The organism is Streptomyces sp. NPDC058576, assembly GCF_042718715.1.
GTDB lineage: Bacteria > Actinomycetota > Actinomycetes > Streptomycetales > Streptomycetaceae > Streptomyces.
Genome location: NZ_JBHXPF010000025.1, coordinates 69,708 through 90,976, shown reverse-complemented (window position 1 = coordinate 90,976; position 21,269 = coordinate 69,708). Strand labels below are relative to the sequence as shown.

Annotated in this window: 19 protein-coding genes and 1 pseudogene; 3 read left to right on the top strand and 17 right to left on the bottom strand. The window is 72.7% G+C overall.

Annotation, left to right across the window (positions count from 1 at the left end):
* Nucleotides 1-82: 82 nt before the first annotated feature.
* Nucleotides 83-2,353 (bottom strand): MMPL family transporter, encoded by a 2,271-nt coding sequence (locus tag ACFWRV_RS19325; protein ID WP_384336067.1) that lies wholly within the window; start codon nucleotides 2,351-2,353, stop codon nucleotides 83-85.
* A 247-nt stretch (nucleotides 2,354-2,600) separates the two neighbouring features.
* On the opposite strand from ACFWRV_RS19325, the pseudogene ACFWRV_RS19320 reads away from it, so the two are divergent.
* Nucleotides 2,601-4,146 (top strand): annotated as a pseudogene (locus ACFWRV_RS19320) (alpha/beta hydrolase).
* Nucleotides 4,147-4,183: 37 nt separating this feature from the next.
* A complete protein-coding gene (locus ACFWRV_RS19315) occupies nucleotides 4,184-5,410 on the top strand; it encodes a cation:proton antiporter (protein ID WP_384336065.1) in 1,227 nt (408 codons plus the stop codon).
* A 138-nt stretch (nucleotides 5,411-5,548) separates the two neighbouring features.
* On the opposite strand, the gene ACFWRV_RS19310 is transcribed toward ACFWRV_RS19315, so the two are convergent.
* On the bottom strand, nucleotides 5,549-5,986 hold the full coding sequence (locus ACFWRV_RS19310; protein ID WP_384336063.1) for a universal stress protein: 438 nt from the start codon (nucleotides 5,984-5,986) through the stop codon (nucleotides 5,549-5,551).
* Between the two features lies 1 nt (nucleotide 5,987).
* The gene (locus ACFWRV_RS19305) at nucleotides 5,988-7,490 is read right to left on the bottom strand and encodes an APC family permease (RefSeq protein WP_384336061.1); all 1,503 of its coding nucleotides are present in this window, start codon (nucleotides 7,488-7,490) and stop codon (nucleotides 5,988-5,990) included.
* Nucleotides 7,491-7,660: 170 nt separating this feature from the next.
* Here ACFWRV_RS19305 and ACFWRV_RS19300 point away from each other — a divergent pair, with 170 nt between their 5' ends.
* A complete protein-coding gene (locus tag ACFWRV_RS19300) occupies nucleotides 7,661-8,431 on the top strand; it encodes a peptidoglycan recognition protein (RefSeq protein WP_384336059.1) in 771 nt (256 codons plus the stop codon).
* A gap of 17 nt (nucleotides 8,432-8,448) precedes the next feature.
* Here the strand turns inward: ACFWRV_RS19300 and ACFWRV_RS19295 are convergent, their stop codons facing one another.
* The 14 genes from ACFWRV_RS19295 to ACFWRV_RS19230 all read right to left on the bottom strand — a co-directional run bounded on the left by ACFWRV_RS19295 (nucleotide 8,449) and on the right by ACFWRV_RS19230 (nucleotide 21,138).
* On the bottom strand, nucleotides 8,449-8,814 hold the full coding sequence (locus ACFWRV_RS19295) for a PH domain-containing protein (RefSeq protein ID WP_032781970.1): 366 nt from the start codon (nucleotides 8,812-8,814) through the stop codon (nucleotides 8,449-8,451).
* Nucleotides 8,815-8,938: 124 nt separating this feature from the next.
* Nucleotides 8,939-10,897 (bottom strand): ABC transporter permease, encoded by a 1,959-nt coding sequence (locus ACFWRV_RS19290; protein ID WP_384336057.1) that lies wholly within the window; start codon nucleotides 10,895-10,897, stop codon nucleotides 8,939-8,941.
* A gap of 75 nt (nucleotides 10,898-10,972) precedes the next feature.
* On the bottom strand, nucleotides 10,973-11,785 hold the full coding sequence (modA, locus tag ACFWRV_RS19285; RefSeq protein WP_384336055.1) for a molybdate ABC transporter substrate-binding protein: 813 nt from the start codon (nucleotides 11,783-11,785) through the stop codon (nucleotides 10,973-10,975).
* A 98-nt stretch (nucleotides 11,786-11,883) separates the two neighbouring features.
* Nucleotides 11,884-12,279, bottom strand: a complete 396-nt coding sequence (locus ACFWRV_RS19280) for a molybdopterin-binding protein (RefSeq protein ID WP_384336053.1) — start codon at nucleotides 12,277-12,279, stop codon at nucleotides 11,884-11,886.
* Nucleotides 12,280-12,487: 208 nt separating this feature from the next.
* A complete protein-coding gene (locus ACFWRV_RS19275) occupies nucleotides 12,488-13,291 on the bottom strand; it encodes a VOC family protein (RefSeq protein WP_384336051.1) in 804 nt (267 codons plus the stop codon).
* A 142-nt stretch (nucleotides 13,292-13,433) separates the two neighbouring features.
* Nucleotides 13,434-13,634 (bottom strand): hypothetical protein, encoded by a 201-nt coding sequence (locus tag ACFWRV_RS19270; protein WP_384336049.1) that lies wholly within the window; start codon nucleotides 13,632-13,634, stop codon nucleotides 13,434-13,436.
* Between the two features lie 61 nt (nucleotides 13,635-13,695).
* Nucleotides 13,696-14,670, bottom strand: a complete 975-nt coding sequence (locus tag ACFWRV_RS19265; protein ID WP_384336047.1) for a TerC family protein — start codon at nucleotides 14,668-14,670, stop codon at nucleotides 13,696-13,698.
* Nucleotides 14,671-14,694: 24 nt separating this feature from the next.
* Entirely contained in the window at nucleotides 14,695-15,600 is a 906-nt protein-coding gene (locus ACFWRV_RS19260) for an enoyl-CoA hydratase-related protein (protein ID WP_384336045.1), read from the bottom strand.
* 81 nt (nucleotides 15,601-15,681) lie between these two features.
* Complete coding sequence (locus tag ACFWRV_RS19255; RefSeq protein ID WP_384336043.1) at nucleotides 15,682-17,091, bottom strand: cytochrome P450; 1,410 nt, start codon at nucleotides 17,089-17,091, stop codon at nucleotides 15,682-15,684.
* 64 nt (nucleotides 17,092-17,155) lie between these two features.
* Nucleotides 17,156-17,746 carry an ATP/GTP-binding protein gene (locus tag ACFWRV_RS19250; protein ID WP_205086219.1) on the bottom strand — a complete coding sequence of 197 codons (591 nt, stop codon included), beginning with the start codon at nucleotides 17,744-17,746 and terminating at the stop codon, nucleotides 17,156-17,158.
* Nucleotides 17,721-18,095 (bottom strand): DUF742 domain-containing protein, encoded by a 375-nt coding sequence (locus ACFWRV_RS19245; RefSeq protein ID WP_384336041.1) that lies wholly within the window; start codon nucleotides 18,093-18,095, stop codon nucleotides 17,721-17,723. Before ACFWRV_RS19245 ends, ACFWRV_RS19250 begins: the two co-directional genes overlap by 26 nt.
* A complete protein-coding gene (locus ACFWRV_RS19240; protein ID WP_384336039.1) occupies nucleotides 18,092-18,496 on the bottom strand; it encodes a roadblock/LC7 domain-containing protein in 405 nt (134 codons plus the stop codon). The genes ACFWRV_RS19245 and ACFWRV_RS19240 overlap by 4 nt, the downstream gene beginning before the upstream one ends.
* Nucleotides 18,493-19,773 carry an ATP-binding protein gene (locus tag ACFWRV_RS19235; protein WP_384336037.1) on the bottom strand — a complete coding sequence of 427 codons (1,281 nt, stop codon included), beginning with the start codon at nucleotides 19,771-19,773 and terminating at the stop codon, nucleotides 18,493-18,495. Before ACFWRV_RS19235 ends, ACFWRV_RS19240 begins: the two co-directional genes overlap by 4 nt.
* A 354-nt stretch (nucleotides 19,774-20,127) precedes the next feature.
* Nucleotides 20,128-21,138 (bottom strand): LacI family DNA-binding transcriptional regulator, encoded by a 1,011-nt coding sequence (locus ACFWRV_RS19230; protein ID WP_384336035.1) that lies wholly within the window; start codon nucleotides 21,136-21,138, stop codon nucleotides 20,128-20,130.
* Nucleotides 21,139-21,269 lie beyond the last annotated feature (131 nt).

Here is a 21,269-nt window from a genome sequence, read left to right as displayed (position 1 = left end):
CGCGGACGAGTTCCCTCCTGCCACTGTGTCCCGCGTCACCGGCCGGGGGCGCCCGGTTCGCACCCGCGTCAGCCGCCCCGTGTCACCCGCGTCCGGCCCGTTCGGGCGGCGGCTGCGCGCTCCCCTCGGCGTCCAGGTGCGGCAGGATCCGGTCCAGCGGGCCGGGGATCCACCAGGCGGCCCGGCCCAGCAGGGTCATCACCGCCGGGACCAGCAGCAGGCGTACGACTGTGGCGTCGATGAGCACGCTGGCGGCGAGCCCGAGGCCCAGCATCTTCACCACGATGTTGTCGCTGATGACGAACGCGGCGAAGACGCTCACCATGATCAGCGCCGCGCAGGTGATGACCCGGGCGGTGATCTCCAGCGCGTGCGCCACGCTCGCGCGCGGATCCCCGGTGCGCACCCACGCCTCGTGGATGCGGGAGAGCAGGAAGATCTCGTAGTCCATGCTCAGCCCGAAGACGATCGCGAACATCATCATCGGGACGTAGCTCTCGATCGGGACGTCTCCCGACACCCCCAGCGCCGGGCCGCCCCAGCCCCACTGGAAGACCGCCACCACGACCCCGTACGAGGCCGCGATCGACAGGACGTTGAGCACGGCGGCCTTCAACGCGACGAGCAGGCCCCGGAAGACGGCCAGGATCACCAGGAACGCCAGGCCCACGACGACCGCGATGATCAGCGGCAGCCGGCTGGAGACGATGTCCAGGAAGTCGACCTGGGCGGCGGTCGTGCCGGTCACGTACGTGCTCGCGTCGTTGCCGGAGACGGCCCGGGGCAGGACGTCGTCGACGAGCCGGTTCGTCAGGGAGGTGGTCCGCTCGTCCTGCGGGGCGGCCACCGAGTAGGCGGTGGCGGTCAGCACGTCGCCGTCCGACGTCGCGGTCAGCGGGGTGATCACGGCCGCGTCCGGTACGCCCGTCAGCGCCTTCTGCGCCTGGTCGGCGAGGGCGGAACGGTCGCCGGACGGCACCTTGCTCTGGTCGATGACCAGGGTCAGCGGGCCGTTGGAGCCGGGGCCGAAAGCGCTCGACATCAGGTCGAAGGCGCGCCGGTCGGTGAAGGACTTCGGGTCGGCGCCGTCGCCGATGTGACCGAGCTGGATGAAGAGGAGGGGGAAGGACAGAACGGCCAGCACCACCACCCCGCCGGCCAGGAACCACCAGGGCCGCCGCTCCACCCGCTGCGCGTACCGGTGCCAGCCGCCGGGCTCCGCGCCCTCGGGGGCCGGTACGGTCTCGGCCACCGGTTTCCGGACCCGCAGCCGGTCGATGCGGCGGCCGATGAGACCCAGCACCGCCGGTACGAGGGTGAGGGCGCCGGCCACCGCGGTGACGACGGTGACCGCCGCGGCCAGGCCCAGCTTGCCGATGAACCCGATCCCGGAGACCCACAGGCCCGACAGCGCGATGATCACCGTGCAGCCGGAGAGCAGGACGGCGTGTCCGCTGGTGGCGGCGGCGTTCCCGGCGGCGGTCACCGGGTCCTGGCCGTCGATGAGGTTCTGCCGGTGCCGGGTGACCAGGAAGAGGGCGTAGTCGATGCCGACGCCGATGCCGATCATCGTGGCGAGCGTGGGGGAGACGGTCGCGAAGGTCGCGGCGGCGGCGAACAGGCCGAGCAGCGCCAGCCCGCACAGGGCGCAGATCAGCGCGGTGACCAGCGGCAGCACGGCGGCCAGCAGACTGCCGAAGCCGATCAGCAGGACCACGATCGCCACGCCGAAGCCGATCGCCTCGCTGGTGCGGTCGCTCGGCTCCGGCCGGGCCAGTTCGCCGAGCGAACCGCCGTACTCCACCTCCACCCCGGCCGAGCGCAACGGCTGCACGGCCTGGTCGACCCCGTCGAGATAGGACGGGTCGAGGGTGGAGGGCTGCACGCTGAACCGGACGGTGATGTAGGCGGTCTTCTGGTCCGTGGAGAGCGGGCCGGTGTTCGGGTCGGGCGGCGGGGGCGGGGTGGAGCCGGACGGCGGCAGCGGGTTCTGCGCGGACAGCACGTCCGGGAGCTTCTGGAGGTCGGTGACGGCCGTGGCGACCTGGTCGGAGAAGGAGGTGAGGGGTTTGCCCGCGTCGTGCAGCACCACCTGCGCGCTGTATCCGCCCGCCGAGGGCGCGTGCGCCTTCAGGACGTCGAGGCCGTCCTGGGACTGGGTGCCGGGCAGCGAGAAGTCGTCGGAGTAGTCGCCGCCGTACGCGTGCTGGAGGACCTGGAGCCCGGCGAGCGCGGCCACCCACAGGACGAGGACGGTCACGAAATGCCGGGCGCACCACTCGCCGGTGCGGCGCAGCGCACCCCGGCGGTGCGGGACGTCCTCCCGGTCCGTGCGGGCGTGTGACGACGGCATGCGGCTCTCCTGCCTCCCGCCCCGTTCCCGGTGAGGCGCACCCCCGGCCTCCTGCCGGGACGCCTCGGGGGTGTCGCGCTGACTTCGCATTCAACGGCCCCGGCCGTCGCCCGGCACGCCGGTGCGGGGGAACGGGTGACGCGGGCCGTCCGGGGGGCCGTCCGAGGGGGCGCCCGGGGGGTGTCCCCACCCCCGTCCACCGGGCTCCCGGATGGGCGGCGGACTCCCGCCCGGCCAGGCTGTGTCCATGACGAACTGGACCCGTAAGGCCTTACTCCTCACTGTCTCCGCCGCCGCCGCTGCCGGGACCCTGACCGCTGTCGGCGCGCCCGTCGCGCACAGCCGCCCGGCGGGACCCGCCGCGCCCCCGCTCGCCTGGGGGCCCTGCGCACCGATCCCGGGCACGCCCGTCCCGGCCGGGCAGCAGTGCGCCACGCTCCGCGTTCCCCTGGACTACCGCGCCCCCCGGCGGGAGCACCGTCGACCTGGCGGTCACCCGGCTGCGCACCGACCGGCCCGAGGCCCGGCGCGGCACCCTGCTGGCGCTCGCGGGGGGCCCCGGCGGATCGGGGGTGCAGCGGCTCGCGCAGAAGGGCGCGGCGCTGCGGGCGGCGACCGAGGGGGCGTACGACCTGGTCAGCCTGGACCCGCGCGGGGTCGGCGGCTCCACCAGGGCCGGCTGCGGGATCCCGGAGGCGGACCGGCACCTGGTGACGCTGCGGTCCTGGCCCGCGGCGGACGGCTCGATCACGGAGAACACCGAACGTTCCCGCCGCACCGCCACGGCGTGCGCGCGCGACGGCGGCCCGGTGGTGCGGTCCTTCAGCAGCCGGAACCAGGTCCGCGACATCGACCGGCTGCGCGCCGCGCTGGGCGAGCGGAAGCTGTCGGTCTGGGGCCACTCGTACGGGAGTTACGTCGCGGCCGGGTACGCGCAGGAGCACCCGGACCGCGTCGACCGGCTGGTCCTGGACAGCACCGGCGACCCGGACCCGGCGCGCGTGGGGTACGGCTGGATGGCGAACGTGGGCCCGGCCGTCGCCCTCCGCTTCCCCGATTTCGCGGCCTGGGCGGCGGACCCGGCCCGGGAGGCCGAGGGGCTGCGACTGGCCCGGCGCGCCGAGGACCTGGAGCCGATGTTCCTGGCCCTGGCCCGGGAGCTGGACCGCGAGCCGAAGGAGTCGGACGTGGCCGGCGTGCCGCTGACCGGCAACCTGCTGCGGCAGGCGCTCCACGGCAGCCTCAACGGCGATGCCGGGTTCGCGCCGCTGGCCCGGCTGATCCGGTCGGCGGGGGATCCGCAGGGCCGCCCGGTGCTGCCGCCGGAGCTCGCGGGCGCGCTGCCGGACGAGGACGCGTCGCTGACCATGGCGGTGATCTGCAACGACGTGCGCTGGCCCGGACCGGACTCCGGATACGCCCGCCGGGTCGCCGCCGACCGGGCCCGGTATCCGCTGACGGCCGGGCTTCCCGTGAACATCACCCCGTGCTCCTTCTGGAAGCACGACGAGGAGCCGAGGCCCACCCGGATCACCGGCGAAGGCCCCTCGAACGTCCTCATGATCCAGAGCCTGCGCGACCCCGCCACCCCGCTCGCCGGGGCCCTGAAGATGCGGGAGGCGCTCGGCGAGCGGGCCAGGATGGTCACCGTCGGACAGGGCGGGCACGGGATGTACCTGGGCAACGGCAATGTCTGCGGCGACCGGGCCGTCAGCGACTTCCTCGTCACCGGGAACCGCCCCGCCCGGGACACCCACTGCCCGAACGGAGCGGCCACCCCGGGGGTGTCATAACGGGTGATTCCGGGATGCTCCTTGCTATACACGAGCGATGGAGCACCCGGGAACCCTCGTCCTGATCATGGCCCTGGCGGTTCTCGCGCCGCTGCTCGGTTACGCGACCGGGCGGTGGCTGCCGGTCCCCGTCGTCATCTTCGAGATCGTGCTCGGGATCCTGGTCGGGCCCGATGTGCTCGGCTGGGCCCACCACGACCAGGTCATCGACGCCCTCTCCGACCTCGGGCTCTCGATGCTGATCTTCCTGGCGGGGTACGAGATCCGGTTCGCCGAGGTCCGCGGCGACACCCTGCGCCGGGCGGGCGGCGCCTGGGTCCTCTCGTTCGCCGCCGGGCTCGGCGTCGCCCTGCTGCTCAGCGGGGCGGACCTGGCGAAGAGCCTGGTCATCGGCACCGCGCTCACCAGTACCGCGCTGGGCGCGGTGCTGCCGATCCTGCGGGACTCGGGGCGGCTGGAGGGGCGGTTCGGGTCGGTGGTGATGGCGTTCGGGTCGGTGGGGGAGTTCGGGCCGATCATCGCGATGGCCCTGCTGTTCAGCGGCCGCAGCCCGGGTGCGGCGAGTGTCGTGCTGGCCGTGTTCGCCGTCGTCACGGCGGCCGCGGTGTTCTGGGCGATGCGGCCCCGGCCGCCGTGGTTCGCCCGGATCATCGCCGTGACCCTGCACTCCAGCGGCCAGTTCGCCGTCCGCTTCGTGATGCTGCTGCTGGCCGGGATGCTCGGGCTCGCCCATGTCTTCGGCCTGGACACGCTGCTCGGGGCGTTCGCCGCGGGGATGCTGACCCGGCTCGTCCTCCAGGGGGCGGTGCCCGAGAGCGGCGACGCGATCCTGGAGCGGGTCGAGGCGATCGGCTTCGGCTTCCTGGTGCCGTTCTTCTACATCGTCACGGGCATCGACTTCGACCTCGCGGCGCTCCTGGACGGCGGGCGTCCGCTGCTGCTCCTGCCGGTCTTCCTGCTGCTGTTCCTGCTCGTGCGCGGGGTTCCGGCGTACCTGCTGGCCCCGCGCGACCTGACCGGGCGGGGGTCGCGCCGGGCGCTGGGGCTGTTCGCGTCGACCTGTCTGCCGCTGGTGGTGGCGATCACCGCGATCGGCCTGGACGAGAAGGTGATCGGGGCGGGGGAGGCCGCCGCCCTGGTCGCCGCCGCGATGGTGTCGGTGCTGGTGTTCCCCCTGCTGGCGTTCCGGCTGCTGCGCGGGGAGGAGGACGGCGGGGACAAGTCCGTTCCGGGGCGCACGGCGGAGACCGGGGAGGCGTGGTGAGGTTCCGGGGCGGTGGTGAGCGGGGCGGGGCGCGGCGAACCGGCCTGTCCGGGTGCGCCTGAGGCTGCGGGGCGCGGTGAGCTTGCCCGTCCGGCCGCCTCCGACTGCGGGGCGCTGCGAACCGGCCCGTCCGGCCGGCTACGGCTGCGGGGTCTGCCCCTCCTCCGTCGGTACGCACAGCACCGGGACCGCCGACATGTGCAGCAGCTTGTGCGGGGTCGAGCCCAGCAGGGCCCCGCGCATCGGGCTCTCGCCCCAGGTGCCGACGACGATGACCCGGGCCCCGTGCCGTTCCGCGGCGTCCAGCAGCGCCTGTGCGGGCTTCTCGTCCAGCACCTCGACCGAGGCGGGGACGCCCGCCTCCCCGGCCGCCGTGAGCGCGTGCTCCAGGCCGGTGCGCCCGGCCTGCCGGATCGCGTCGTAGTGGCTGCGGTACTCGGCCCCGTCGCGCAGGCCCGGGGCGGCGGCCCCGTAGACGAGGACCAGCTCCTCCCCGTACGCGGCCGCCACCTCGATGGCGATGCGCAGGGCGCGGGCGGCGCCGGGGGACTCGTCGTAACCGAGGACGACCGACATCTCAGCGCTCCTTCCGGCTCGGGGCGTGCACCAGGTCCGGGTCCGCCACCCCGGGCCGCTCCTGCCAGAACACCGCGTCGCGCAGTCGCCACACCACCATCAGGACCACGCCCACCAGGGCGATCACGATGCCGATGACGAGCGGTGGACCGAGGCCGAACCAGGAGGTGCCGCTGTAGGAGTTGGCCGGGTCGGACATGTCGATGACCGAGCGGACCAGCAGCCAGGTCAGCAGCCCGGCGCCGACCACCGGGCCGAGGCCGATGAGCAGGAAGTTGCGCACGCTCTCGGTGAGATGGCGGCGGTAGTAGACGGCGCAGGCCACCCCGGTGAGCGCGTAGTAGAAGGCGATCAGCAGGGAGAGGGCGGTGAGCGAGTCGAAGAGGGCGTTGGTGGAGATCTGGTTGACCACGACGTACCAGGCGATGGCGATCCCGGCGACCCACCACGTACTGACGTCCGGGGTACGGAACCGGGGGCTGATGTGCCCGAAGTGCCGCGGCAGCGCCTGGCGTCGGGCCATGGACAGGGCGGTCCGGGACGCCGGGATGATCGTGGTCTGGGTGGAGGCGATCGCGGAGGTGGCCACCGCCAGCAGCAGGATCCAGTCCCAGCCGCCGAGGACGTCCCCGGCGAGCTGGGCGAAGATGAACTCCTCCTCGCCCGCGTTCTCCGCCAGGAACGCCGTTCCCGCGAAGGCGACGACCGCGATGGCGACGGACAGGTAGGTCACCAGGAGCACGACGGTGGACCACAGGCCCGCCCTGCCCGGGGCGCTCGCCGAGTTCTCGGTCTCCTCGGTGAGGTTGACCGCGGACTCCCAGCCCCAGTAGATGAACACCCCGAGCAGCAGCCCGCCGGTCAGCGCGGCCCCGCCCGCGCCGAAGGGGTCCAGCCAGCCGAGCGACGGTTCGATCGAGTCGACGCCGGTCGTGCCCGCGTACACCCGGTAGAGCGCCACCGCGACGAAAACCAGCAGGAACGCGATCTGGAGGAGGATCAGCACGTTCTGCACCTTCGCGGACAGCTCGGTGCCGATCACACAGAGGCCGGTCATCACGATGATCAGCAGCACGGTGAGCAGCTGGCGCACGAAGTCGTTCTCGACCCAGCCGTCCAGACCCACCGCCAGCAGCGTGAAGCTCACCGCCACATCGGCCAGCGAGCCCACCACCAGGACGCCGGTCATGGTGATCGCCCAGCCGCCCAGCCAGCCCGCCCACGGGCCCATCGCCCGGGTCACCCAGGAGAACGTCGTACCGCAGTCCTGGTCGACCTTGTTCAGGTAGTAGAACGCCGAGGCGATCAGCAGCATCGGCACGAACGAGGCGAACATGACGCCCGGGGCGTAGATCCCCACCAGGGCGACGATCGGACCGATGACGGCGGCCAGCGAGTACGCCGGGGAGGTCGCGTTCAGGCCGATGACAAGGGCGTCGACGAACCCGATCGCGTTCGGCTTGAGGCCGACATCCGGTTCGTCCCGCACACGGTCGTGGGCCATGGTTCCTCGATCCGCCGGGCACCCCCGCCGGGAGCGGGCGATGATCCGGATCTCATCGTAAGGAGACCCGGCGAAGGCCGCATTTCCGGAGGAAAGTCCCCGGCCGGTGGGGGTCACCCGAACGGCCCGCTCCTCTGCGAAGCGGGAGGTCAGGGCGCAGGGTGGAGTCCATGTGGTCCCGCCGAATCGTCCTGGGCGTTCTGGTCCTGCCCCTGGCCCTCCTGGTGTTCGGGGACGGCCCGGCGTTCCGCGCGCCGGAGACGGACCTGGCCACCGGACCCCGCCCGCCGCGCGGACTGCCGCAGCCGGCCGTCGTCAGCCGCCGGGACTGGGGCGCGGACGAGGACCTGGTCAGGGAGGGGCCGCACTACACGGCCCCGGCGCGGGCGGTGTTCGTGCACCACACCGGCAACCCCAACGACTACGACTGCGCGGACGCCCCCGACCTGATCCGGGCCGTCCAGCGTGACCACATCCGGCAGGACGGCTGGGACGACATCGGCTACAACTTCCTCGTCGACCGCTGCGGCACCATCTACGAGGGCCGCGCCGGCGGGGTCGGCCGCTCGGTGCTCGGCGCGCACACCAAGGGGTTCAACACCGACACGGTCGGCATCGCGGCCATCGGGAACTTCGGCGAGGGGGCCGAGGTGCCGAAGCCGATGATGGACGCGCTGGTGAAGCTCGCCGCCTGGAAGCTGCGGCCCGGGGCGGACCCGCTGGGCAGCGTCGACCTGGTCTCGACGAACGACGAGAGCCGCTTCGACAAGGGGCAGGTGGCCCGGCTGCACGTCATCTCCGGCCACCGCGACAGCTTCGAGACCCGCTGCCCCGGCGACGCGCTCTACGCGCTGCTGCCCCACCTGCGGGAGCGGGCCGCGAAGCTGCGCGCCGCCGTCCCCGGACACTCGGCGGCGGCCCGGCTGCGCCCGTCGTTCTGACCGGCCCCGGGGGGGGGCTAGCGGGCGACGAACTGCGTCAGTATCGCCTGCACCTCGTAGATGTCGACGCCCTTGGTGAACGTCTTCTGGAGCGGGGTCGGGTTGCCCGAGATCCAGATCTTCAGCTCGGCGTCGAGATCGAACGTTCCGGCCGTCTCCACGGCGAAGTGCGTGATGCTGCGGTAGGGCACGGAGTGGTACTCGGTCTTCTTGCCGGTGATGCCCTGCTTGTCGACGAGGACGAGGCGCCGGTCCGTGAACAGGATGGTGTCGCGGATCAGCAGGAACGCGGCGTGCACCTGCTCGCCCTGCCCGAGGAGCCGGGCGTAGTCCTGCTGGGCGGTGGCCGGGTTGATCGTGTGGGCGTTGCCGAACAGTGCCATGGGGTCCCCGTTTCTCCGTGCTTCCCGTCGTGTCCCGCGGGAGGTCGTGTCGTACTGGAGTACGTCTGCGGTGGGGTTCTGGTTCCCGCGCCGGACCGGCCGACACCTTCGGGCCGCCTCCCCGCTACAGCGGTACGACCGTCGCCTCGGTCGCCTTCACGCTGGTCCAGACGGTGCTCCCGTCGGCGATCCCCAGCTCGGCGGCGGCCCCCGGGGTGATCTCCGCGACCAGGTCCGGGGCCTCGGCCGAGGTGATCAGCAGCCGCAGCCGGCTGCCGCCCGAGGTGATCTCGCGGACCGTGCCCGGCCAGACGTTGCGGGGGGAGCCGGTGGGCCGCTCCCGGTGTACGGAGACGGCTTCCGGCGCGATGACCGCGAGGGCGTCCGTGCCCGCCGGGAGGGGTTCGGCGACCACGAGGTGGCCGCCGCCCTCCAGCGCGAGGCCGTCGGCGGTGGCGGTGCCGGGCCAGGCGTTGCGGCCCAGCATCCGGGCGACCCACGGCGAGCGCGGGTGCCGGGTTACCTCGGCGGGCGGCTCGTCCTGGACGGCCCGGCCGTCTTCCAGCACCAGGACCCGGTCGGCCAGCGAGACCGCCTCGACCGGGTCGTGGGTGACGATCAGGCAGACCCCGCCGAAGTCCGCGAGGTGCCCGCGCAGGGTGTGCCGCACCCGGGCCCGGGTGGTCTGGTCGAGGGCGGCGAGCGGTTCGTCCAGCAGCAGGAGGCGCGGGCGGGCGGCCAGCGCGCGGGCCAGGGCGACCCGCTGGGCCTGGCCGCCGGAGAGCTGGGCGGGCCTGCGGTGGGCGAGGTGGCCCACCCCGAGCCGGTCCAGCCAGCCCTGGGCCTCGCGCCGGGCCTCGGCGCGGGGCACGCCGTGGGCGCGGAGCCCGTACGCCGTGTTGGTCAGGGCGCTCAGGTGCGGGAAGAGCGCCCCGTCCTGGGGGACCCAGGCCACGCCCCGGCGGTGCGGGGGGAGGCCGGTGACGTCGTCGTCGCCGAGGCGCAGGGCGGCGTGCGCGCGGGGCGTGAGGCCGAGCAGGGCCCGCAGGAGCGTCGTCTTGCCCGCGCCGTTGGGGCCGACCACCGCGATGGTGGTGCCGGGGCCGGCGTCCAGGGTGAGGCGGGTGAAGCCGGTGACGTCGGCGTGCAGCGGCCAGGGCTCGGGCGCGACCTTCGGCGGTTGGTCGGCGGCGGGCTCGGGGAACGGGTCCGGGGCCGTGGCCGCCGGTTCGACCGGGCGGGCCGCCGCCGCCCGGCTCGCGAGGTCCCGGTGGTCGCCCGGGGTGCCGGTCCAGCGGCCCCGCAGCGCGATCAGGACGATCATCGCGATGGCCAGGAGCAGCAGCGACACCGAGGTGGCGGCCTCCGGCGAGTCCTGGAGCAGCAGATAGACCTGGAGCGGCAGGGTCTGCGTGGTGCCGGGGAGGTTCCCGGCGAAGGTGATGGTGGCGCCGAACTCGCCGAGCGCCCGCGCCCAGGTCAGGGCGGCTCCGGCGATCAGCCCGGGGGCGACCATCGGCAGCGTCACGGTGAGGAACACCCGGACCGGCGAGGCCCCGAGGGAGGCGGCGGTCTCCTCGTACCGGGGGCGCAGCCCGCCGAGCGCGCCCTCCAGCGAGATGACCAGGAACGGCATCGCGACGAACGTCGCCGCGAGCACGGCCCCCGAGGTGTGGAAGGGGAGCGTGACGCCGAAGGTGTCCTCCAGCCAGGGGCCGAGCAGCCCGCGCCGCCCGAACGCCAGCAGCAGCGCGACGCCGCCGACCGTGGGCGGCAGCACCATCGGCAGCAGCACCAGCGAGCGGACGAACGCCTTGCCGGGGAACGGCACCCGGGCCAGCAGCCAGGCCAGCGGCACCCCGAGCAGCAGGGAGATCCCGAGCGCCCACAGGGAGACCAGCAGCGAGAGCCGCAGCGCCTCGGTGGTGGCCTCGGCCGTGAGGTGGTCGCCGAGCTCGCCCCAGGAGGTACGGACCAGGATCCCGACGAGCGGCAGCATCAGGAACGCCACGGCCAGCAGGGCGGGCACCGTCAGGAGCAGGGGCGCGCGGGCCCCGGAGGTGCGGCGGCCGGGACGTCTCATCGGTGACCTCGTGGGGCTCGAAGTGCGGTGCCCGGCAGCCCCGTCGGACGGTACGGGGCTGCCGGGCGGGTGCGGTTACGGCTGCTGGAAGCCCGCGCCCTGGAGGATCTTCTGTGCGGCGGGCGTGGAGAGCCAGGCGACGAACGCGGCGGCGGCCTCGCCGTGCTTGGACGCCTTCAGTGTGGCGGCCGGGTAGGAGGCGATGGCGTTCTGCGCGTCCGGGATCTCGATCGCGTCGACCTTGTCGGTGGCGGTCTCGGCGTCGGTCTTGTAGACGAGCCCGGCGTCCGCCTCGCCCAGCTCGACCTTGCTGAGGACCGCGCGCACGTTGGGCTCCTGGGAGACCGGCTTCACCTCGATCTTCTGCGCGTCGAGGATCTGCTCGCTGTAGCGGCCCACCGGCACCTCGGGGGCGGCCAGGACGACCTTCAGCTTCGGGTCGGAGAGGTCCTTCAGGCTCTCGACCTTCTCCGGGTTGCCCTCACCGGTGGCGATGACGAGGCGGTTCTTGGCGATGACGGCGGGCTTCCCGGTGTCGCCCGAGAGGCCGTCCATCGTCTTGGTGTCGGCGGTGACCAGCGCGTCGGCGGGGGCGCCCTGCTTGACCTGGGCGGCCAGCTCCTGGGAGCCCGCGAAGGAGAACGTCACCTTCGTGCCGGGGTTCTCCTTCTCGTACGCGGCCCCCGCCTCCTTGAAGACGTCGGTCAGGGAGGACGCTGCCAGCACGGTCAGGTCGGCCTTCGGGGCGCCGGAGGAGGTGGACCCGGAGCCGCTGTCCTTGTCCTTGGCGGTGCCGGAGTCGTCGCTGCCGTAGGCGGCGAGCGGGACGAGGAGGGCGGTGGTCAGGACGGCGGCGGCCGCACGGCGGCGGGTGATCAGCAGAGACATGAGGGTGGGACTCCTTGGATGCGTGCGCGGTCGGCGGGCGCCGGCCGGGCGGGGTGCCGTGCGGGGCACCGGTACGGGGGCAGCGGCGGGCCGTCGTCCTAGGTGCGGTCGATGTGCACGCTGGTCGACTTCACGCGGGCGGTCGCCTGCATGCCGACATCCAGGCCCAGCTCCTCGACCGCCTCCCTGGTCAGGAGCGAGACGAGCCGGTGCGGACCGGCCTGGATCTCGACCTGGGCCGCGACATCGCCGAGTTTCACCGCGGTGACGATGCCCGGGAACGCGTTGCGGGCCGAGGTGTAGGGGGCCTCGTCCTCACCGCCCGCACCCTGGCCGACCTCGATCGAGAAGGCGGCCAGCGCGCGGCCGTCGATCAGGCGGCGGCCGGCCTCGTCGCGATGGGTCGCGACCCGGCCGGCGTCCGCCCAGCGGCGGGCGGTGTCGGGGCTGACCCCGAGAAGTCGTGCTGCCTGGCCGATTGTGTAGGACTGCATGTGCGACACGCTAGGCCAACAGGGCTGGCATTTACCATTCTCTGGACGATGTTCCATCGCAGATGCGAGGAGTCTCGGAGGAACGTACGGGGGAACGTACGGAGGAGCGTGCAGTGAGGTGCGGAGGGTGCGCGACGGCGCGGCGGACATACGGACGGGCCGCGCCGGTTGCTCCGGTCGCGGCCCGTCGGCGGTCGAGGGTCCCGGGTCAGGTCACCGGGCTCGTCGCCGGCATCTCGCCCTCGGTGGTGGTCACGTCGATCACGGTGAACGCCGCGCCCTGCGGGTCGCTGATCGCCGCGAACCGGCCGAACGGGCTGTCCGTCGGCCCGTACCGCAGCACCCCGCCGCGCTCGGTCGCCTTCGCCACCGCCGCGTCGCAGTCCGGCACGGCGAAGTACACGTTCAGGTACGAGGGCAGATCGGGCGGGAAGTCCTTGTCCATCAGCATGCGGCCGAGGACCGTCTCTCCCTGCACGTCGAACATGGAGAAGTCCATGGACTCGTCGTCGAACTTCCGTGCCGTGTACGGGAAGACCGCCGGGTAGAACGTGTCGACCGCCTTCGTGTCCCGGGTGAAGACCTCGCCCCAGCAGTATCCGCCGGGCGTGCCCATCTCCGTCTCGAACCCCTCGTGGACGTTCGCCTGCCAGATGCCGAACACGGCTCCGCCGGGGTCGCGGGCCAGCGCCATCGTGCCGAACTCGCCGACCTCCATCGGCTCCACCAGCACCTCGCCGCCGTGTTCGCGGACCTTCGCGGCGGTCGCGGCGGCGTCCTGCGACGCGAGGTAGAGACACCAGGCCGAGGGGGCCCCTTCGGTGCCCTGCATGGGCGGGGAGACGGCGGCGGCCGCCTTGCCGTCCGCGTACGCCTGCGTGTAGTCGCCGAACTCCGGCGAACTCTCGCCGAACGTCCAGCCGAGGACGTCTCCGTAGAAGCTCTTGGCGCCCTCGACGTCGGCGAACATGGCGTCCGCCCAGCAGGGGGTGCCCTCGGGTTGTACAGCCATGGCGCGCCGGTCCTTCCCTGGAGTCCTGGTCTTCGGCCCCCGTCCGTACGACCAACGCTAGTCAGCCGGGGGCCGGTCCGCGCGTCGGGCGGACCGGCCCGGGGTGGACGTCGTGACCCGAGGACGTCAGGACGCCGGGACGTCAGTGCCGCGAGCGGTGCCGTGAGTGCCGTTCCTCGGGGGCGTAATCCGCGCAGTCGGGGTTCTCGCAGGGGCCCGCGCGCCATACCGGGACGAAGATCCCGAGGGACTTGTGGCGGTGGATTTCGGAGTGGACGGGCTGTTTGCAGGTGGGGCACATGAAAGCGGCCCGCTGGTGGAGGTCACGCTTTTCGTTGTCCATTTACTCACGATAGGCCCGGCGGGAGATTTTGGACAGTCTTTCCCTTTGCTTTGCCTCGGCCTTACTTGCTCGAATCGGCGTCGGACGCGTCCGCACCGTCCGGGCTCGGCGGCGGCCGGCGCATGCTCAGGGTCACCGACACCGCCAGAATGACGACGATCACCGCCAGGCTCACCGGCGACGGAATCTCCGGGATCGAGGTGCTGATCATCTTGTGGCAGGCCTGGAGGACGAGCTTGACCGCGATGAAGGCGAGGATGATCGCCAGCCCGTGGCTCAGGTAGTGGAACCGGTCCAGCAGCCCCGCCAGCAGGAAGTACAGGGCCCGCAGCCCCAGGATCGCGAAGGCGTTGCTGGTGTAGACGATGAACAGGTCGTCGCTGACCGCGAGCACCGCGGGCACGCTGTCGACCGCGAAGATGAGGTCGGCCGCCTCGATCGCGGCGACCACCGCGAGCAGCGGGGTGGCGACCCGCCGGCCCTCCTTGTGGACGACGAAATGCGTGCCGGAATAGTCGTCCTGGACCGGCATGATCTTCCGCAGCAGCCGCACCGCGAAGCTCTTGCCCGGATCGAAATTCTCCTCCTGGCCGCTGAGGATTTTATAGCTGCTGTAGAGAAGGATCGCGGCGAAGAGGAACAGGACGAACGTGAAGCGGTTCACCACCGCGACGCCCGCGGTCAGGAAGATCGCCCGGAACACCAGCGCGCCGATGACCCCGAAGAAAAGCACCCGGTGCTGATACTCCCGGGGCACCTTGAAATACGCGAAGATCAGCGCGAAGACGAAGAGGTTGTCGACCGAAAGGCTCTTCTCCAGCAGCCAGGCGGTCGTGTACTCCGTCCCGGCGGTCGTCCCGAGGGTCAGGAAGACCACCCCGCCGAAAATCAGCGCGAGGCTCACCCACAGGGCGCTCCACAGCCCGGCCTCCTTGAAGCCGATGACATGCGCCTTGCGGTGCGCCAAGAGGTCGACCGCCAGCGAGACGACGACGGTCACGGCGAACACGATCCACAGCCACACCGGTACGTCCACGCCGGAGACCTCCCACTCGGGTTTTTACGAGTGTGACCCGCCCGCCCCGTTGCCGCCCGCCGGAGGGCGCCGTGTGGCGGCCGCGACCGAGGCCATCAGCTCCGCGTCGAGGAACGCGGGATCGGCCAGCCGGGTGGCGGCGGCGTAGGAGTTCAGCAGCGCCTTGGTGACCCGCAGCGCGGCCTCCGGCCGGCGGACCACCGGCTTCGCCCAGGCGGCGACCGCGTCGTCCAGCTCCGCCTCGGGCACCACCCGCTGGAGCACGGACAGCTCGCGGGCCTCGGCGGACCCGAAGGCCCGCCCGGTCAGGATCAGCTCGCGCACCCGGGCCGCGCCCACCTCGTGGATCAGCCGGGGCAGCAGTCCGCCCCAGGCGGTCGGCAGCCCGAGCGCCAGCTCCGGCAGCCGGAAGGAGGCCGTGTCCGCGCCGACCCGCAGGTCGCAGGCGAGGGCCAGCGCGAACCCCGCGCCGACCGCCTTGCCCTGCACCCGGGCGATGGTCACCGCCGGGCCGCCCGAGATCGCCTCGCAGACCCGGCGGGCCTTCTCGCCGGCGACCCGGATGCCCCGGCCCGTCGGGTCCTCCTCCAGCCACTGACCGAACTCGGTGCGGTCCCCGCCCAGACAGAAGTCGTCCCCAGCACCGCTGAGCACCAGCACCCGCACCTCCGGGTCCGGGACGGCGACGATGTCCAGCAGCTCGTCGAGCATCGCCTCGGTCACCGCGTTCCCGCTCGCGGGCGCGTCCAGCTCCACGTGCAGGACGGCTCCCTCGCGCCGGGCATACACCGGCGGCGCGACCGTGCGCAGGGTGGGGAAACGGTCCAGCACGCGTGACAGAAGCGTCCGCGCCTCCAGCTTCGTCGGCGCCGCGCCCAGGCAGTAGTGCACCCCGCCGCCGAGCGTGAGGCGGCTGCCGCCGCGCAGCATGCCGAAAGCCTCCGGATCCGGGTTCCGCCGCGGATCGCGTTACCGATGCCCGTTGTCACATGCGAATGGTTGGCCCGTGAGTCATACGCGGAACACGTCGAGGAACGAACTCCACCAGCCCTTCTGCTTCTTGGCCGGCTCCCCGGCGTGACGGGGTGTCACCGGCGCGGCCTGAGGAGCGTTCCGGTACGGGTCGGGCAGCTGGGCCGAGGTCTGGGCCGGCGGCTGCACCCCGGCCGACGACCGCCGCGCGGCCGTCGGCGTGAACCGTACGGGCAGCGCGACCAGTGCCCGGTGGAAAGGGCCCGGCCGCCAGGCCACGCCCGACGCGGGCACGGCCAGCGAGAGGTCCGGGACGGTGTTGAGGATCCTCTCGATCGCGGTCAGCGCGATCAGCGTCGCGGGCGACTTGGCCGGGCACACGTGCGGGCCCGCGCCCCAGGCCAGGTGGGCGCCCTTGCTCAGGGTCTGGCGGGCGTCGGTGAGCCCCGGGTCGCTGTTCGCGGCGGCGAAGCTGATCAGCACCGGGGTCTCCGCCTTCAGCGTCACCCCGTCGAGCTCGATGTCCCGCACCGGGTAGTGAGTCGCGTAGTTGGCGATCGGCGGGTTGTTCCACAGGACGTCGTCCAGCGCGTCCTCGACGAGCATCCCCGAACCGCGCCGCTCGGGCGCGCCCGGCTGCTCACCCGCGAGCATCAGCAGCAGCGCGCTACCGATCAGATTGCGCTCCGGCTCCACGCCCGCGCCCATCAGAATCACCAGCTGGTCCTTCAGCTCCTCGTCCCGCAGCCCCGCCGGGTGCTGGATGAGCCAGGAGGTGATGTCCTCGCCGGGCTGACGGCGCTTGAGCGAGACCAGTTCCATCAGACACTCGGTCAGCTCGGCGTTGGCGCGGAGCACGTCCTCGCCGTCGAAGATCGCCGACATCGAGCGGGTCAGCCGGTCGCCGATGTCGCCGGGGCAGCCGAAGAGCTGGTTGAACAGCAGCAGCGGCAGGAGCTTGGCGTACTCGTTGAGCAGGTCGGCGGTGCCGCGCTCGATGAACTGGTCGATCAGGTAGTCGGCGATCCGCTCGACGTCCCGGCTCAGCCGGCTGCTCTTGAGCCGGGCCAGCGACTCGGTGACCGCCTTGCGCAGCCGCAGGTGCTCCGCGCCGTCGGTGAACAGGCAGTTGGGCCGGTAGACCATCATCGGCAGCACCGGGCTGTCCATCGGTACGGCGCCCTCGCGCAGCGCGGCCCAGCGCCGCGAGTCCCGGGCGAACAGCGCCGGGTTCTGCAGCACCCGCAGCGCCGCCTCGTGTTGCACGATCAGGGTGGCGTCCACCCCGGGTGCCAGCTCGACGGGCGCGGCGGGGCCGTGCGCCCGCGCCTCGTCGTAGAAGCGGTGCGGATCGGCGGCGAACTCCGGTCCGTACAGCGACGTCTGCTGCTGGTGCATGGGGCACCCGGCGGGGGCGCTGTACGGGGTGGCTCCCGGCGACGGGTCCATGGCGGCTTCCTCGGTGTGATCGCGGGGCCCGGTCGGCCCCGGCTTCGGATACGTTTCGGGTGCGTCAGGCCGCGTGCGCCAGGAGATGGCGGACCAGGGTGATCAGGGCCTGCGCCGAGGACCGCTGGTCCCGGGCGTCGCAGAAGACGACCGGGGTGTCCGGCAGCAGGTCGAGCGCCTCGCGCAGCTCGTCCTCGGCGTGCTGCGAGTACGGGTCGAAGCTGTTGACGGCGACCGCGTACTCCAGCCCGTACGTCTCGACCAGGTCGATGACCGGGAACGTGTCGGCGAGCCGCGCCGGGTCGACCAGGAGCAGCGCCCCCAGCGAACCGCGCGCCATGTCCTCCCACAGCTCCACGAACCGCTGCTGCCCCGGCGTGCCGAACAGGTAGAGCACCAGCTCGTCGCTGAGGGTGAGCCGCCCGAAGTCGAGGGCGACCGTCGTCGTCGTCTTGTCGGGCGCCCCGCGCAGATCGTCGACCTGGGCCGCGGCCTGGGTCATCCGCTCCTCGGTGCGCAGCGGCGTGATCTCGGACAGCGTGCCGATCAGCGTCGTCTTGCCCACCGCGAAGTGCCCGACGACGAGGATCTTCGCCGCGCGCTGGACCGCGTCCGGCACATAGATGCTCTCAGCCGAACCGGACTTGGAGTCCATGCAACACCTCTTCGAGGATCTTCCTGTCAACGAGCTGGGCCGGCGGCGGCGCCTTCCGGCGCAGCAGGTGTCCCTGCTGGTTTAAATCCTGGAGCAGAAGGCGGGCCACCCCGACCGGCAGGCCGAGGTGACCGGCGACCTCGGCCACCGACAGATAGCCGCCGGAGCACAGCTCCCAGATCGCCTTGACCTCGGGGCTGGGGTTCGGCGGCAGCCGGCTCTCGGGGGCGAGGGTGACCAGCGTGACGAGGGAGAGATCCTCCGCGTCGGGCAGCCCGCGTCCGCCGGTGATGACATAGGACCGGACGAACCCGCTGCTGACCTGCTGCTCCTCGCCCGGCGCCGTCATATCTCGCTGCCGGCGTTCTGGCGAGGAGGCGTGGTCATCGCCTTCCCCAGCGCGGTCACCTGCTGCTGCATCCGGAAGGACATCGCCTCCATGTCCACGTCGGCGGCGGCGGTGGCGGCGAGATAGGCGCCGGTGCCGGCGGCGATGAGGAAGATCCAGCCGTCCTCGTACTCCAGGAGCGTCTGCCGCCAGCGGCCCGGGTTGCGGGTTCCGATGAAGGGGGCGACGGCCCGGCTGAGGGACTGCATGGAGCTCATGGCCGCGGCGACGGTCTCCGCGTCGTCCCGGCCGATCTCGCTGGAGTTGGCGAGCAGCAGACCGTCGGCGGACACCAGGATCGCGTGCCGGGCGCCGGGCACCTGGAGCAGGTCGTTGAGCACCCAGGACAGATCGGGGTTCACTGGAACTCGGGTCCTTCCGTCGTCGTCGTGTCGCGTCCGGACCGGGTGCCGCGCTGGAACGCGCCCAGTCGGGAGGCGGTCTCCTCGTTGCTGCGCACGGGCTGCGGTTCGGCCGAGGGCACCGCGGAGACCGGGCTCTTGCGACGACGCTTCGGCAGCCCACCGGCGGTGGTGGTGATCTGGGCCAGCGGCTGGGTCGCGGTGTCCGGCTGGGCAGTGGGCGGGAAGAGCGGGGTGGGCGCCGGGGCCTGCGGCTGGAACTGCCCCCCGGTCTGCCACTGGTCCGGCTGCCGCCCCTGCGGCGCCGGGGTGAAGGCCGCTTCGGGTGCTTCCTGCGCTTCGGGTGCTTCGGCCGGTGCGGCCACCGGCGGCGCCTCCGTGGTGAGCAGTTCGTCGGGGATGAGGACCACCGCGCGTACGCCTCCATAGGGGGAAACGGAGTCCACCGAGACCCGGAAGCCGTAGCGGGCGGCGAGCATCCCGGAGACGGCGAACCCGAACTGCGGCGGAATGCCGAGGCTGGAGACGCTGATCGCGGCCTGGGGGGAGAGGAGGGCCGCCGCGCGGTCCTTCTCCTCCTGGCCCATGCCGAGACCGGCGTCGTCGACGATCAGGCAGACCCCCGTCGGCACGGCCTGGATGTTGATCTCCACCGGGGTGCCGGGGGCGGAGTAGTTCGTGGCGTTGGCGAGCAGCTCGGCGAGGACCACGGCGACCGGCTCGACCGCGCGGCTGACGACGGAGAAGTTCACCTGGCCGTTGACCCGGACCCGGTCGAAGTGCCGGATACGGCCCTGGGCGCTGCGGGCCACGTCGAAGACGGAGGCCACGGTCTCGCGCCGGCCGAGCCAGCCGCCGCAGAGCACGGCGATGCCCTGGGCGCGCCGGCCGAACTGGCTGTTGGCGTGGTCCATGGCCATCAGGTCGGCGAGGATCCCGGGATCGTCGCCGTACTTGCGCTGGGCCTTCTCGATCACGACCTGCTGCTCGTCGGCGAGGCCCTGGAGGGTGCGGACGGCGGCCTTCAGGACGGCCTTCGTCTCCTCCTCGGCGTCCTTGCGGACCTCGGCGAGTTCGGCGGACTGACGTTGGAGCAGCGTGTTGTGGACGACGTGGAGTTCGTCCCGCTGGTGCAGGAGGGCGTCGCGCTCCTGGCGCAGCTCGGCGTGGTTTCTGCGCAGCTTGACGTTGGTCGCGCGAGCGCGAAGAACCGCACCCACGGCGACCAGGGCTACGACAACCAGCGCCCAGATGACAGGGCCCTGTGGAAATGTCATGAGACTCACTTCAAGTGCCATGGCGGAAACGGCTTGACACCCCATCAGGCGGCACGCGGTCGGGGCTCGTTCGCCACGACCGTGCGCCGCTTCGGGAGGTGCCCCTCCGAAGGTGGGGCCGAGGAATCCATTCCTCCCGGAATGCCCCCATACGCCATCAGCCCACTGGAAGTAAGATGATCTTATCACTGGCCACGCGGCAGAAAGTCAAGGCCGCCACGCCCGTTGCCACTTGACGCAGAATGTTCACGTTGCGGAGATGTGGAGAAGGGGTTTCCGGCCCGACTCTCTTCATGCGGTGCGGAGTTGGGGACCCGGGAGTGGATCTCCTGGCCCTCCCCGGTGCGCGGTGGGTCAGCCCGGCGAACCGGTGGACGCGCGGGTCTCCAGGGACCAGGCGTGGCGGCGCACGGTGTCGGGGGCCGCACGGTCCGCGAGGATGTCGCAGAGCAGCTCGGCGCAGGCGCGCCCGTAGGCGGCCGGGCGCAGGTCGACGGCGGTGACGGGCGGTTCGGCGCCTCGGGTGGCGGGGCCGTCGACGCAGGACGCGACGAGCAGGCGGGGGCCGGGAGCGCCCACCTGCCGGCCGAGGGCGGCCGCCGCGCGCAGGACGCCGGGGGCGGAGCCGTCGGGGGCGCAGATCACCGCGTCGACCGCGGGGTCCGCGGTGAGCAGCGCCCGGGTGGTCTCCTCGGCCTCCGCCGGGGTCGCCGCGAACGGGACGGTCCGCAGCGCCACCTCCACCCCGTGGGCCCGCCCCCAGGACCGGGCCGTCGCGCGCAGGGCGGTCGCCCAGGCGGAGGAGCCGGCCGGGGCCAGCAGCGCGGGGCGGCGGGCGCCGCGCTCGGTGACGTGGTCGAGGAGTGTGGTGAGCGAGGCGGCGTTGTCGCAGACCACGGCGCCGCTGGGGCGGGTGGCCGGGCCGAGGTAGCGCTCGCCGGTCACCACCGGGACGCCCGCGTCGAGCAGCCCGGGCACCGCGCTGTCACCCGCCTCGGGGTCGATCACCAGCAGCCCGTCCACACGCGAGGCGATCCGGCCGCCCGCCGCCCCCGAGGGCGCGAGCAGCACCATGTCGAGCCCGTCCTCCTGGGCGCGCTCCACCGCCCCGAAGGCGAGGTTCATGTAGTAGTCCAGCCGGGTCGCGGTCGCCGGCAGATGCAGGCCGACGGCCCCGGTGCTGGCGCGGCGCAGCCGCCGGGCGGCGCTGTTGGGGCGGTAGCCGAGCCCCTCCGCCACCGCGCGGACCCGCTCCCGGGTGGCCTCGGCGACCCGTCCCGAGCCCTGGAGCGCGTCCGACACGGTGCTCTTGGAGACCCCGGCGGCGCGGGCCACATCGAGCAGGGTCACGGTCCGGGAGGTCACGGGGGTGAAGTCTAGACGCCCGGCGAGGGATGGGGCGAAGGGTTGCCGGAACGTTCCGGCAGGGTTAGATTCGATGCCAGTGCCGGAACGTTCCGGCAAGCCCCCGTCCCCGCCCCACGCCCCTGGAACTG

What these genes read in the sequence shown, in the direction of transcription:
- ACFWRV_RS19325 (WP_384336067.1), bottom strand. Translation starts at nt 2,353, where the DNA reads ATGCCGTCGTCACACGCCCGCACGGACCGGGAGGACGTCCCGCACCGC.
- ACFWRV_RS19315 (WP_384336065.1), top strand. Translation starts at nt 4,184, where the DNA reads ATGGAGCACCCGGGAACCCTCGTCCTGATCATGGCCCTGGCGGTTCTC.
- ACFWRV_RS19310 (WP_384336063.1), bottom strand. Translation starts at nt 5,986, where the DNA reads ATGTCGGTCGTCCTCGGTTACGACGAGTCCCCCGGCGCCGCCCGCGCC.
- ACFWRV_RS19305 (WP_384336061.1), bottom strand. Translation starts at nt 7,490, where the DNA reads ATGGCCCACGACCGTGTGCGGGACGAACCGGATGTCGGCCTCAAGCCG.
- ACFWRV_RS19300 (WP_384336059.1), top strand. Translation starts at nt 7,661, where the DNA reads ATGTGGTCCCGCCGAATCGTCCTGGGCGTTCTGGTCCTGCCCCTGGCC.
- ACFWRV_RS19295 (WP_032781970.1), bottom strand. Translation starts at nt 8,814, where the DNA reads ATGGCACTGTTCGGCAACGCCCACACGATCAACCCGGCCACCGCCCAG.
- ACFWRV_RS19290 (WP_384336057.1), bottom strand. Translation starts at nt 10,897, where the DNA reads ATGAGACGTCCCGGCCGCCGCACCTCCGGGGCCCGCGCGCCCCTGCTC.
- modA (WP_384336055.1), bottom strand. Translation starts at nt 11,785, where the DNA reads ATGTCTCTGCTGATCACCCGCCGCCGTGCGGCCGCCGCCGTCCTGACC.
- ACFWRV_RS19280 (WP_384336053.1), bottom strand. Translation starts at nt 12,279, where the DNA reads ATGCAGTCCTACACAATCGGCCAGGCAGCACGACTTCTCGGGGTCAGC.
- ACFWRV_RS19275 (WP_384336051.1), bottom strand. Translation starts at nt 13,291, where the DNA reads ATGGCTGTACAACCCGAGGGCACCCCCTGCTGGGCGGACGCCATGTTC.
- ACFWRV_RS19270 (WP_384336049.1), bottom strand. Translation starts at nt 13,634, where the DNA reads ATGGACAACGAAAAGCGTGACCTCCACCAGCGGGCCGCTTTCATGTGC.
- ACFWRV_RS19260 (WP_384336045.1), bottom strand. Translation starts at nt 15,600, where the DNA reads ATGCTGCGCGGCGGCAGCCGCCTCACGCTCGGCGGCGGGGTGCACTAC.
- ACFWRV_RS19255 (WP_384336043.1), bottom strand. Translation starts at nt 17,091, where the DNA reads ATGGACCCGTCGCCGGGAGCCACCCCGTACAGCGCCCCCGCCGGGTGC.
- ACFWRV_RS19250 (WP_205086219.1), bottom strand. Translation starts at nt 17,746, where the DNA reads ATGGACTCCAAGTCCGGTTCGGCTGAGAGCATCTATGTGCCGGACGCG.
- ACFWRV_RS19245 (WP_384336041.1), bottom strand. Translation starts at nt 18,095, where the DNA reads ATGACGGCGCCGGGCGAGGAGCAGCAGGTCAGCAGCGGGTTCGTCCGG.
- ACFWRV_RS19235 (WP_384336037.1), bottom strand. Translation starts at nt 19,773, where the DNA reads ATGACATTTCCACAGGGCCCTGTCATCTGGGCGCTGGTTGTCGTAGCC.